The following is a 13,559-nucleotide window of genomic DNA, read 5'->3' on the forward strand; positions in this document are numbered from 1 at the left end:
AGTGTATAGTAAAAAATTATTTTTAGCGGCTTGAAAAACGAAGTCACCCCTTCCCCGCGGGGAAGGGGTGTGGAAACAGATCTGAAACTATGCGTCATATCTAAAAACAGCCAAGTGGTGGTCTAAACAGCGAGACCACTTCTCTTCCCGGAAAAAAGCTATTGAGCTCCACAAGGTCTTCGTCAATAAATGGGAAATAACTCTCCCTTCAGCAGTTTCTTGTTTGGACAGATCGATTCACTCTTATCTGACTTTTTACAAATTCCCTAAAGAGGAATGGATTTCTCTGCGAACGACAAATATCATAGAGCGATTGAATAAAGAATTTAAACGTCGAACCAAACCCATGGAGATTGTGGCGAGTGAAAATACATGCTATTGCCTGCTGGCATTTTTATCTCTGAGAATGGAATTACATTGGCGATCAAACCCTATTGGGAAGGTGCCGAAGAACGCGCCGTTCTTGAAGAAATTGGCTTGGGATAATTTCACACAAAAGAATTGACACTACCTTGGGTACCATTAACTGAGCCTGTTGGAGGGGGGCGAAATGGGTCCCCAAAACCGACAGACTCCTAGCAGGAACGCGTTGCGCGTAGTAAAAACACAGAGGGTATTGCCAATAAGAGTACAATTTTTAACTGTGTGAACGATAGACATTCAGTACATTTTATGATTAACTGAAAGTATGCTATTAAACTGGTGGTCATTATAGTGTAAGATTACAAAGTTCCAGGCCGTAAATATTGATCAATTATCAGTCAGATAGCATCCGTCGGCGTTGCTCTAATTGCCAGCCGGATTAATATAACGATAGTGAACTATCATCATCAAGCTCCCTCCGGGAGAATTAAATTGTTACTCTGAAAACTCATCATCAATAGCCGTAAAAAATCATACCCATCTGGGAGGTCCCACACATGAAGAGAATAATTATTTCATCTATTTTCTTTTTAACCTTTATATTGCCGCTTCAATTGTCAGCAGCTGACACAAGCGTTCAAATCCAGTGGGCTATACCCACAGCAAACGTAGCAGCTATACAAAACTACATCATTAATTATTCGCCATACAGCGACATGCGAGAATCTTACCCTCTAAATTGTGACCCATGGGAGACAACAGGTGCGGATGCTGAACAGACAACCTTTTCCATAATTTGTCATAGTGTTCCAGATCTTCAAGTTCAACCAGCATATTTTGCTCTGGTAGCACAAGATATAGACGGGACCTCATTTATTTCGGAAACTTTCTCTAAATTTATTATCCTGCCGACTGTTGCAGATTTTCGTTTAGTATCTGTAGATACCTTTATTGAAACCGATGAAATACAAACGACAACTGGGATAAAATTAAACTGGACGGCCTCCTCAGACATCATAAACAATCCTTTTGAAAAATCTGCAGTTAGAGTGGGAGACGGAGAGTATGTCTCAGCAGGATGCTTCCTAGACAACTGCTATGACAACAAAAGTACAGATAACTATGTTAGTTTTCCAATAGTCGCTGGGGATATTTTAAACCAAGACGATTTCCAAATCGAGTTTTACTTTAACCCTCAAACTCTTGGCAATTATGATTATCTTTTCGGGATAGGTAGTGACACAAACAATAGTCATCTTGTACATATGTATGAAGATGGCAGACTCTACTGTCGAAGTATATTAAATGGAACATCATATTATGGTTTTATCCTTAATAGCGATAATGTATTAGAAATCAATACTTGGTACAAGCTAACCTATAGTTACTCAAGAATAAATGGACAAATTAGAATTTTCATTAACGACGAATTAAGGCTTGAGAAAAATACAACAGAAGTAATGCAGGGCGAAGCTACCAATGTTTATTTAGCAGCTGACTCTAGGGGCACACAAAGAACAGACTGTTTACTAGATGAACTAACGATCAAATAACCATTAAGGTAGTTTTTTACTTCTAGGCAAGAACAATTCGAATTTTAAAACATGGAGAATAAATAAAATGCGCCTTCTAATAGGAATTCTGCTGACAGGGTTCATTTTCAATAGTTTTACTTTAGCTTATGCTGCAAATCCTGCATTATTTTTCTCTGACTTAATCAGTGGACCATCGTCCGGATTAAATGATGGTTTAGGTGATGGTGTTATCGTAACCGTATGGGGTTATGGTCTCGGAAGCTCACAAGGCGACTCAACATTAAGCATATCCGGTCAACCACCTGCACATATTTATTACTGGAAAAATGCAGACGGCAAACTCCCTAGTGGGCCTGCTGATCTTTACACCTACAATGGAATGCAGGAGATTGCTTTCTCAATACCATCTTCTTTGTCTTCTGGCACCCATGATATCACTGTCAAGGTTGGTGGAAACATAACAAATTCACTCCCATTTACAGTCAGAGCAGGAAACATTTATCACGTTAAGACAACAGGTAATAACGGCACCGGAAATGGTTCATGGACATCACCATGGGCAACTGTTGAGGAGGGAGCAGATAATTATCTTTCTATTGGAGATACTGTTTATATCCATAATGGAGTCCAAGATGTAAGCACAACTTATGCAATTCGTTTTTCTTACACAGAAGGTAGCCTTGCACAACAAATTGGCCTAATCGCATATCCCAACAGTAGAGTTCTAGCACAGGGATATGAAGATGGATTTGATATGTATCATTCAAGAGCATTTGTCATATCAAAATATAATGTAGAAGTAGGTAACTATGTTGAACCCACGACCCTACACACTGGTGTAGATACCGTACTTCATTATGAGCATGCACGAGGGATTCAAACTACGGCAGATGGTCGAATAGTTGGTTGTGAAATAACAGACATAGCTGGACGTTGTACCTCAGGAGGGCAAGGTGCAATATCTTCCAATGCAGCAAGCTACGACAATGTCGGCAATGCAAAAATGTTTGGCAATTATATTCATGACTGGGGATGTGATCAAACGTCTAAATTACAGCATACATTTTATTTGTCTATTCGTAGCGACACGATAGACAATGTGGACCCTTGGGAAATGGGTTGGAATCTGTTGCTTAATAATAAATCGAAATATGGCTTACATATTTATGACGAAACATTTGGAACATCGTGTGGTAATTGGACAGGAATTGTTAAAATCCACAACAATTTTGTAAAGAACCAAAGAGGCCCTGGAATCAATGTTGGATCAAGGGCCGCAGATGGCAGTGTGTGCTGGACAGGGGGCGTTGACATTTACAACAACATCTTAATTAACACTGGGCTTGGCCCGTCCGATGAAGCCAGTGCTGAAGCAGCAGCTATCCGCATTGGTGACAGAGGAATGTCCAGCAATCTGCGAATATTCAATAATACAATCTATGGGTACGGGGATGCTGACGGAGGCGCCGGAGAAGCGGGGATTTGGTTCTATACAATAGCAAACTACGGCGAAGTAAAAGCCGAAATAACGAATAATATAATTATTGACACAATGGGGTATTCATTTACTAATATCCCCAGCGATGCTTACCCATACGTTAATGGAACAACGAATATATGGTACAGCACTCAAGGCACACCTGAAACTACTATAACATCGCTGCTTAGTAACAACATTATGATTGACCCTCTCCTTTCAGGAATAGATTTACCAGGCTTCTCTTTATCAACAGATTCCGCCAGCTTAGTAGATATTGGTGTTAACAAAAGTAGTATAGTTTCAACTGACTTCCACGGGGTAATCAGACCCCTAGGAAATGCTATGGATATCGGTGCATTTGAAAGTAGTGGTATTATGACTCCTCAACTTAAGATTACTATTCTGGGGGTAACAAAAATCACCCCGTAAACAATTACGAACAGAAAAGCACTGAGTTTTGTTTGTCACACTTTTATCAATTGTGACAAACAAAATCATCAAACTCTTTTTGCGGAGAAAGTACTACCACATCCCCTTGCAAGTAAATACACAAAACACACAATATAATTCCTAAAGACATTGACTATGGAAGAGCCAAAAACCATTTTCTTTACCATCATCATTAATGGGAGTAAGGTTATACTAGATAAAGAAATTAAATATATAAAAGACAAAATATCATTTTGAAACCATATATTTACCATATAAGAGAATATACCCCCAACAAGGCAAAAGAAAAATAATAATGGTACTACTACAGATGGGAACTCTTGGAGGCTCATGCCATGACTAATGAAACCTGTGATATTATCTCTTCCCCTCCACATCTCACGCCGAAAAAGCTCTATTAAAGTCTTAGATCCTCGTAAGTGCTGAAACGGGACAGAAAAATCGATGACTATGGCCCCAAACTTGGATAACCTAGAGCCAAGATCAGCGTCTTCACATGTTGTTAATTGTTCGTTGAAACCTCCAATCTTTAAAAAATCAGCTTTCCTTATCAACAGGGCACCACTTGCACACCAAGTAGAAAGTAATAACCCATTAGCAGGAGGAGCACCATGCTTCAAACCTGACCACGTCGTTTCAACCCACGTAGCCCCCACCACAGGCGCAGATTCTGGTGCACCCACTGCGTAAATAGACTCATCGGTCATCAAATGACTGACTCCTTTTGCTAACCAATCAGGATGAACGATACAATCAGCGTCAACAAAACCGAGTATCTCACCACTTGCCATCTGAGCACCATAGTTCCTCATACTTGCAATCGAACCATTATTGCGCGTTAGGACCTTGGCATCCAAAGAAGCTGCTATATGAGGAGTCTGATCAATAGAACCATTGTCGACAACTACAATTTCAATACTATCTGATCGATACGTGGATTCAAGCACACCCTGGAGACAACGGGAAATGTATAACTCTTCATTTTTGGCTGGAACGACAATTGAAACTATAGGTTGAACTGTCAAAGTATATCTCCAAGTATGGTTATTCTGCAAAAGGATCTTTGTTAAAATATTTAATCATAAACCCATCAATTATATTCAATTTAAAGAGAAATATTAGTCGCATCAGGAATTCATGGAATTTGAACAACTTTTTATACATCCAATTAATCTCACCTTCATCATATGTAAACGTGTAGCCGTATTTATCTAATGTAGTTGATGCCATATTCTCAAATATCTTTATATTTCGATGTGACATTCTTGTTTTCCATTTGTTAAAATTTCTACCTCGGATACTTTGGATCAGTGCAGCACACTCATCAGGGATAATTTTTTCATCAAGAAAGCTATACAAATTTGGAACAATTTTTTTAGCATCACGCAATAGATCTTCATACTTAAGGTATAAGAGCTGATCATTATTTTGGAGTTTAGTGAGAAGTTCACTAGAGGTATTATACTTCTTCCATAACTCAGCGCAGCAAAATATATTATTAGGACCCCAAGGCCGCTCTAATAAAGACAAGGCTACATCTCTCCCATCGCGAACTATAAAGATATATTTTGCTTCCGGGAATAGGGAATGGATGATATCAAGGTCTAATGTATATGTTGGTGTCTTATCTCCCCAGTGAACATAACCTTTTTTTGTACTTTTGAGGCGGCAAATATAGTCACAGATATGTGAATAATCGATCTTATCTAGCTCATCATATATATGATCTGCATTAATATCTACTTTCCACTGGCTAACAACACGCTCTACGGAAATATCATGTACTAATTTTCGGAAATTTTCTCTCTGAGAGATATCACCATATGAAGATAACAATTTATAATACTTTGTAATAAAATGCGTTTCAAAAGGTTTACCATACAAAGAAAACTCAAGCAATTCGGCAAGAAGTGTGGTCCCAGAACGTGGACATCCAAGAATAAAAACAGGTGATTGTAACATATTTTAGCCTGACAACTGAATTATAGAAAAAAAATCAATTCATACAATATTTCTAGCCTTCGTAAACAAATACGTTCTCTGTTGTTTATCAAAACTAAATAATAAACCAAATAGAATAAAAAGCAGAGAAACGCAAATACAATACGACAGAAATGAGAAGTATGTTTCGGGTCTTATTGGATAAATATAAAAAGCATACCCTAACAACATTACAAACGTAGATAAAGCCAAGTATACTTCACAAATATACTTAAAGAAATCAATCTTTAGCACATAGCATGTATAGAGAGGAACTATTACCAGATTTGTAACAACTAGCGGAACAGTTGTCCCGAAAGCTACACCATTTATCCCATAATATTTTATCAACAAAACACTTAAACCGAGATTGACAATTGCTTCTATAGCCAAGATATAGGCAAAGGCCTTGTGCTTGCTAACTCCTTTCAAAATACTACTAGCTATGACCTGCGACATTGCAAAAAAATACCCAACCGATAAAATCTTTATAACACCGCCACCTTTCTCACCATATTCAGTTCCCATCCACAGTGAAATAAAACTGTCACCATTCGTATACAAAACAAACAATATTGGAGCACAAGCTAACACTGAATACTTTGACCCCAGCACGTATAATTGTTGGTTTTTACCATAGTACCCCAAGGCATCATTAACACTTATGATAGGGGTAAAAACACTAATAGCAGAATAGACAAATCGTTCAAGATATTGCATCAATGTAACAGGTATAACATAAAAGGTTACCGATGCTACTGAAAGTAACGAGCCTATAACAATTGAGTCGGTAAAAAACAAAACTTTTAGTGCAATACTAATAACGAAACTATAAATACTATAGTCAAATATTTTTTTTACAGTATCTTTATCAAAGTCAGAACGCTCAAAAAACAAATAATTATATTGTTTATTTATAAGTAGATATTGCAGCAAATTTCTTAACAAATCAGAGCACAATATCACTATTGCTAACGCCAGCAAACCAAACCCATTAAGCAAAACAACTGCTATAAGTGAATTTTTCAATAAAAGGACAACTATTGAAATCACATTTAACCGATAAAATTCCTGTAATGCGCGAAGCGTACCAATGAATGGAGACAATAAAATATTGATTGCAAGCCCAATACCAACCACTAAGAACACAATGTAGACTTCTGATCTTGACGAACTAACAACATTGAAGACATCGACAAAAAAATAGGCAAATATTAAAGAAAAAATGGCAACTGCCACACTTACATAAAAGAAAAAAATAAAAGCATTACTATATATCTTTCTGGCATCAAGATGCCTACCTTCGGCATCATATTTAGAAATAAAGCGAATAATCGCTGTACTCACCCCGAAATCAAGGACAGAAAAATAACCTGTAACCGAAACAATAAGCGTCCAAATGCCATACTTTTCATTCCCTAACTGGTGAACTAAAATTGGACTCACAACTAAAGCTGCAATGACAGTGAAAACAAATGTTGTCCAATTCGAAAAAATATTTGCTATGAGCTTTGAATCTTTTATTGGTTTAATGTCAGACATTTTCAATTTATATACAGATAATTGATTTATTATTTAATGCATATCGAAGAAGATTCAAAAAATCATGCGATACTTCACTTGACCCGTTAAACAAAAAATTGCGCAACAGAATCTCTACAAAACATAAATGGAAGAGACACTCAAATGTATTTTTGGAATACTCAAAGTTGACCCGATAAATGTCTAGGTATTTTTTAAGAAAGATATGGTTAGGTCCATCATTACAATACAAGCCACTTACAATTGCCTCAGACAAGGTTATGTTTGCACGGTGTCTTTGACTTATGCAGTAAGCAAGGTTAGACACAAACCAAATGATATCAGTAGAATAGTCTTTAACAGATGCAAATTCCCAATCAATCACCCCTGCAACGTTATTTTTTCTACAAAATATATTTGTAGGCCAATAATCACCATGCTGGAAATATTTGCGGTTAGATTCCTGTAGCACCATTTCTTGGGAAGAAATGAGCTTACTAAGATCTTGGTTATTAATCCCTGCATTAATCAAAATCTGGGCTACCTCATTATCTTTTAAAATATAATCTTTCCCAAGCAGAGGAGGCCCTTTCAGATTGTTAGAATCAGGAACTGAAAGGTTTATATGAATGAGGGCCTCTATACTCTTCTTAATGAGTGTGTCAGTTCTAGATGTAAAGCCAGTATTTTTGATAATTTTCCATAGGCTTTTACCAGCGATTGCTTTTTGTATAAAAAAGAACTTCCCATTAACCACATCAGAAAAAAAAGGAATTGGTATCAATCCACCAATATTATTGGTATTACTTAAAAATGATAAAGAAGCAAACTCTTGCTCTAACTTGAGATTAAAATTGCAATTTTTAGAGATTTTCAAGACGAATGAGGGTTCTTCTTCTTTATTTACAAATATCAATACTAAATTATTGCCATATTCCTCCTTACAAGATGAAAGAGGTAACAAACTAATATCCCTTGGTATTTCTTGACCAAAAAATTTTCCCCAATTGTCATATAGAAAGGTTAATAGCATAGATACTCATTGTATTAATTGACCTGATCATTACGCACATAACAAATAACAACATATCCATCAAAAAGAGCTTGAGAATAATTCATTAGCGCCAACATTTTTTTTACAAATATTTTCAGTTGTCCTTTGACTGAATGATCGAATTTCAAATCCAGCACATACTTCTCAATATTTCTTTTATTCTTAGAGCATAAGGGAACAAGAGTAAAAAAATAATCTGGATCGACCCCATACATTTCTATACAACCACCAGCTATAGCATCTAATTTTTTTCTTGCACTTCGAGCTTGCTGGATGGTTTCACATAAAATGAAACATCCAATTTTTTCTAAATCCTTAATGATTTTTATGAAATTATTTATTGCACTGCTCTTATCAGCAACCAAACCATACAAAGGGTATTGCAGAGAAGACTGAACTGGAGTGTAATCCTCTCTATTTAAATTGTACATCAGTAACTCAACATCTTTGAAATTCCAGAACAAATTTGTCACCAAGCTAATCGTCGTATCGATATATTTTTGATCCATTATTATCAACTACCTTGATTTGCAGAACTATTATTATCAATATTGTCTATTTCTATATTCATATTAGTTCTAATTATAGAACAAACTGTTATTTGGACATATTGCATCACTCCAGTGTTTCCATCAATAAACATGTTGCAAACACAAATTGCAATAATGCCATTTTCTATAGCTGTCAGTAGGCCTGACATTTTATTACATTTATCTGACCTTAAAAAACGAGCACGTTTTCTTATCTGATGATTTGAGTATATTGTGCCTAAAATCAGCAGCATATATGGCACAAAACCTGCCAAACCGGTATCTGCAAGGAATTTGATATATGTATTATGCGTCACCTTAGGGCTGGTTGATCGAAAGATTGAATTATGGAATTGCTGAGGCAAACTGTTAAATTGGTTCTGATATTCAAACTTAGCTACGGGATATGTTAAAAAACCAGTCCCTAGAAAAGGATTATCGTAAAAAATCATCAACCCTAATTTCCACAAATACAAACGTGATTCCGCAGACCAATCCATCTCTCCTTGTGAGGTGTCTACTTCCTGAAATCGGTCAGAATATTGTTGGCTTATTAGCGGCATTAGTAAGCATGTAACCATTGCAACATAGATGAGTATTTTTGACCTCTTTTTTGATCGAAAAATAGTTAAAATAACTCCAACCAAGAGGCCTAATAAACCACCTCTTGATTTTGTAAATAAGATTGCCACAGTTAACAACCCAGTTGGGACAAAAAACAAAGCTCTTTTTTTGGAGTTTTTAGCAAGAAGCAGTTGACTGAAGCACAGGGGGAAAAATAATGCAAAAAAGGCTGCTATTCCATTTGAGTCAAAGCCTCCAAGTTTTTCCAGGCGAACATTGCCGCGAAAATGTTGATCCACTCCCCATAATGCTAAAAATACTACACAGATCAAAATCCATTTCTCATACCTGTAAATCTTCTCAGCTGAAGTCATTGTTATCAACATAAATGCGCATAAAATTGCAATTTTACCAAATTCATTAGCATACTCATATTGTCTAGGAACGCTATAATCTCCAAAATAGACAGAAGATATCACTCCAAGATAAAGAAGACATAACAAAAAGAATTCTTTTGTTATTAAATTTTTAACAACAATTTTATTAGAATTAAAAAGACACCCGAGAAAAGTGGCGCCGATGATTATCGGCATAGAATTAGCCGCATGCTGAGAGGAACCCCAAAAAAACAGCTCAGGACGCAAAATATTTATACAAGAATAAATAATACATCCAAAAAATGGATTTCTTAAAGAAAGGAGAGCAGAAACTGCTATAAAAAACCAGAAAAGTAGAAATCTCATCGTTGTATCTTGCGACCAAAACTAGTTAATACTAAACGTTTGATTAGAGGCCTTAATCTAAAGACAGCAAAGATGTAGAGCCAATTTATTGGTTTATTTCTCAAAAAATACACATTTTGCTGTTTTCTTGAATGCTTTGTCCAGCGGCTCTTAAGGTGAGTAGCTCCTCTTAAAAGATCAAACTCTTCTATATCATTATCCTTACAATACCTTAATGTTTCATTAATAATCAACTTTCCTGGAGAATACTTGGCACATGCACCCGAATAGGCAGTATTATAAGCATAATATATATTTTTATAAATATAACCATACAGATAAGCTATAATTTCCCCTTCTCGTTCCAACCATGCAAGAAGCACTTGATAACAGCCACAATTGTTTAAAATCTTCTGTTGGAACTCCCATTGTTGCTCAGCAACCATTGTCAAATTTTCAGTTGTAATATTTTGTGCTTTCGCACTTTTCCGTTCAAGCTCACGAATAATCACAAGATTAGGATCATTTTGATTCGGGTTCGTACAATGGTGATATTGGCTATTACCTTCTTTTCTCAGCGTGTTGTTTTTATTGTTTAATTCAAGTCTGGTTTTTTTTGAAAGAGATTTGTAAAATTCATCCCAATTAATCCATTTTCCAAGTGGGACGTAAGGGCATTCGGATCCTTCTTCAACAAAAACCATTGAGCAATTAACAGTCAGCCACTTTCCAAACAAGCTTTCTACAGGGATTTCATTTAGATGAAATTGATCCCAGCCTTTGAGATTCTTTTTTATAAATGAGAATAAAAATGGAATAATCTCATTTTCACCTTGTTGAATTAAAATATCACATCGATCTGAATTTGGAACACCGATAAACTTTAAAATATTTAACCTAAAACCATATTCTGACGATTTTCTAATCATAAGAGGGGCAATTGCTACAATAGTATTACCTTTTTTACCAATGACAACTGCAAAACGATCATCTTCTTTTGCAAAACTATGCCACCAACAGGTGATCCACTCATAAGTACAAAAAAACGAATTAAAGTTAACATTAGTTAACAATTCGCTCCATCTTTTCCCAACAGACTTAAGTTCATCTAACTCTGAAATAATATAAAATTGATACATATTTAACTCTTAAAAACAACATAGACTTTAATTAATCGATCAAGATTTATACAATTCATTATATTCATTAACCATCATGTGAATACTAAAATGTTTATCAACTCTTTTCCTAGAGTTAATTCCAAAAATAGAGGCCAACTCAAAATCACTTGCAATTTTAGAAATCTTATTAGCCATGTCAGCATAGTCATCAAGTGTACATAAATACCCATTGTGACCTGATGTGATTATAAAACTACTTCCACCAACGTCTGTTGCAATTGCAGGGATACCACACGACTGGGATTCCAATAGAGATATTGAAGTTCCTTCAGTCAAAGACGGTAAAACGAAGACTGTAAGAAGGGGCAGTATTTCATGAATATCATACTGCATACCGAGAAAGGTTATACTTTCTCGAATCTTTAAATGCTCAGCTAAATTAACAAGTTCTTCTTCCTGGCTACCTTCACCCACGAGCACTAAATGCCCATTTCCATTCTCAGTTACAAATAGTGCAAAAGCTTTTAGTAACATCCCATAGTTTTTAACTGCCTCAATGCGACCAACACTGCCAATGAGTGTCCTGTTTCCAGGTAACCCATATTTTGACAACAGCTGTTTTTTTTTCTTTGTATCAGATATGGGTTGGAACTTATCAGTATCGACTCCGTTTATTATAGTTCGAAAGAGGGGCCGTTTGAATAACAACCATTTTCTTATAAATAACTCTATCTCATGTGAAACAGAAACAACACAATCTATTAATAAGCCGGCAACAATATCTTCAATATGTGCCTTCCAGCTCATATCTACAGGCATCCCATGTGCTGTGAAAATAGTTTTCCTTACTGCAGCTAGCTTACTAAAAATTGCACTATAAAGGAAACAACCACTATGAGCATGAACAATGTGAAAATTATTTTCGCGAATAAAACGAGCAACTCTAACGAAAAAGCCAAGATCCCATTTATGTTTCTTTTGAATAACATAAACTGGAATATTATATTCTTCTAACTCCTTAGCATAATCAGGGTCAAGCCCACACAGACACAATACCTCTACATCATATCCCAATTTTACAAGGTTTTTACTAAGCTCAATAATAACTGTTTCCTGGCCTCCTATATTCAAGTACTGTGTTACCTGAAGAACTTTGGTGACTGACATTAGTTTATATCCTTCGAAGTAAATGAGATATTTTTATTTGTACGTATTTCAACAAACCCTGATGCATTCATCTTAAAAAAAGAAGGTATTGACAAAAAATCATTCCCAACCGAAAGCCTTGGAATGGCAAAAAAATTATCTTTACTTAAATCAAACATTCCCCTGTTTGTTGCAAAGGCACAGGTATATCCACCATTTCGCAACATATCCATATGTTCTTCAAGAAAGTCCAATCCTAATCGCCCATTAGGATAACAAAAACTAGTAATTGCATGGCCAAGTTGCTTTTCCATTCTATCACGCGAGGAAAATAGCTCCTCATGAAGAGCTGCGGTAGGTACATTGGTAAGTATCCGGTGATTTGCGGTATGAGCACCAAAGTCAATCAGCGGGTCCGAATCCAACGCCCTAACATCTTCCCAACTCATCATTCCAAAATCAGCCTGATATTTATCTCGGTCAATCGTCACTTGCGATAATATTTTGCTTAAATGACCACGTAATGACTTTTCTGGAAGAACCTTGAGGAATTCCACAACAACATAATATGCTGCCCAAGAATTACCATTAGCATAAAAATCTTCTGCTTCTGCAAGTGGCAACTCAAGAGACTCCCCCTTATCATATGCTGTTTGTATAGCCACGTATAGCTCATCAACCCAACAAAAACGATCTGTTCCGATAAAGTCTATCGTTAAAAATATCGTTGCTGGAACCTGATATTTTTGCAGTATTGGATAGGCCACATCAATATTATTTTTTAGACCATCATCAAATGTCACAAGGACTGAATTTTGTGGCAATGGTTCCTGCAACTGCACAGCTCTAATCATTTCTTCTAAACTAATTGGATGAAAATTCTCAGCTAACCATTTAATCTGCTCTTCAAAAATATCCTCTGGTAATTGTGTCCATACAGGGGGGGTATAGATGTTTTTTGTAACACCATGGTACATCACGACCAACAATTTATTTCTATAAATATACCGCAGAAGCCTATCAAGGCCAACAGAGAGCGATGCTTTACAAGCCAATATTTTTATAAGTGTTTTCAGATTCAAAATTTATTAAC

Annotated in this window: 11 protein-coding genes and 1 pseudogene; 3 read left to right on the forward strand and 9 right to left on the reverse strand. The window is 36.1% G+C overall.

Annotated elements, in window-relative coordinates; translation table 11 throughout:
- Positions 1 to 196: 196 nt before the first annotated feature.
- From FCL48_RS25930 to FCL48_RS16815, 3 genes and pseudogenes are all read left to right on the forward strand, one after another.
- Positions 197 to 361 (forward strand): annotated as a pseudogene (locus FCL48_RS25930) (transposase); the annotation flags it as partial.
- 559 nt (positions 362 to 920) lie between these two features.
- Positions 921 to 1,916 carry a LamG-like jellyroll fold domain-containing protein gene (locus tag FCL48_RS16810; RefSeq protein ID WP_136873744.1) on the forward strand — a complete coding sequence of 332 codons (996 nt, stop codon included), beginning with the start codon at positions 921 to 923 and terminating at the stop codon, positions 1,914 to 1,916.
- Positions 1,917 to 1,983: 67 nt separating this feature from the next.
- Positions 1,984 to 3,807, forward strand: a complete 1,824-nt coding sequence (locus FCL48_RS16815) for a choice-of-anchor Q domain-containing protein (protein WP_136873746.1) — start codon at positions 1,984 to 1,986, stop codon at positions 3,805 to 3,807.
- Positions 3,808 to 3,875: 68 nt separating this feature from the next.
- Here FCL48_RS16815 and FCL48_RS16820 read toward each other — a convergent pair whose 3' ends face one another.
- From FCL48_RS16820 to FCL48_RS16860, 9 genes are read right to left on the reverse strand one after another with little or no spacing between them, the layout of a single operon-like run.
- Positions 3,876 to 4,853, reverse strand: a complete 978-nt coding sequence (locus tag FCL48_RS16820) for a glycosyltransferase family 2 protein (RefSeq protein WP_169309259.1) — start codon at positions 4,851 to 4,853, stop codon at positions 3,876 to 3,878.
- A 19-nt stretch (positions 4,854 to 4,872) separates the two neighbouring features.
- A complete protein-coding gene (locus FCL48_RS16825; protein ID WP_136873750.1) occupies positions 4,873 to 5,790 on the reverse strand; it encodes a sulfotransferase in 918 nt (305 codons plus the stop codon).
- Between the two features lie 39 nt (positions 5,791 to 5,829).
- The gene (locus FCL48_RS16830) at positions 5,830 to 7,350 is read right to left on the reverse strand and encodes an oligosaccharide flippase family protein (protein WP_136873752.1); all 1,521 of its coding nucleotides are present in this window, start codon (positions 7,348 to 7,350) and stop codon (positions 5,830 to 5,832) included.
- Positions 7,351 to 7,357: 7 nt separating this feature from the next.
- A complete protein-coding gene (locus tag FCL48_RS16835; protein ID WP_136873754.1) occupies positions 7,358 to 8,362 on the reverse strand; it encodes a phosphotransferase in 1,005 nt (334 codons plus the stop codon).
- 14 nt (positions 8,363 to 8,376) lie between these two features.
- Positions 8,377 to 8,892 carry a hypothetical protein gene (locus FCL48_RS16840; RefSeq protein ID WP_136873756.1) on the reverse strand — a complete coding sequence of 172 codons (516 nt, stop codon included), beginning with the start codon at positions 8,890 to 8,892 and terminating at the stop codon, positions 8,377 to 8,379.
- A 5-nt stretch (positions 8,893 to 8,897) separates the two neighbouring features.
- Positions 8,898 to 10,220, reverse strand: coding sequence for an O-antigen ligase (locus FCL48_RS16845; RefSeq protein WP_136873758.1), 1,323 nt, complete (start codon positions 10,218 to 10,220; stop codon positions 8,898 to 8,900).
- Complete coding sequence (locus FCL48_RS16850; protein WP_136873760.1) at positions 10,217 to 11,338, reverse strand: GNAT family N-acetyltransferase; 1,122 nt, start codon at positions 11,336 to 11,338, stop codon at positions 10,217 to 10,219. Before FCL48_RS16850 ends, FCL48_RS16845 begins: the two co-directional genes overlap by 4 nt.
- Before the next feature lie 39 nt (positions 11,339 to 11,377).
- Complete coding sequence (locus FCL48_RS16855; RefSeq protein WP_136873762.1) at positions 11,378 to 12,487, reverse strand: glycosyltransferase; 1,110 nt, start codon at positions 12,485 to 12,487, stop codon at positions 11,378 to 11,380.
- Positions 12,487 to 13,548, reverse strand: a complete 1,062-nt coding sequence (locus tag FCL48_RS16860; RefSeq protein ID WP_136873764.1) for a polysaccharide deacetylase family protein — start codon at positions 13,546 to 13,548, stop codon at positions 12,487 to 12,489. Before FCL48_RS16860 ends, FCL48_RS16855 begins: the two co-directional genes overlap by 1 nt.
- Positions 13,549 to 13,559 lie beyond the last annotated feature (11 nt).

The organism is Desulforhopalus sp. IMCC35007 (assembly GCF_005116575.1).
In the GTDB taxonomy this organism is placed as follows: Bacteria; Desulfobacterota; Desulfobulbia; order Desulfobulbales; family Desulfocapsaceae; genus Desulforhopalus_A.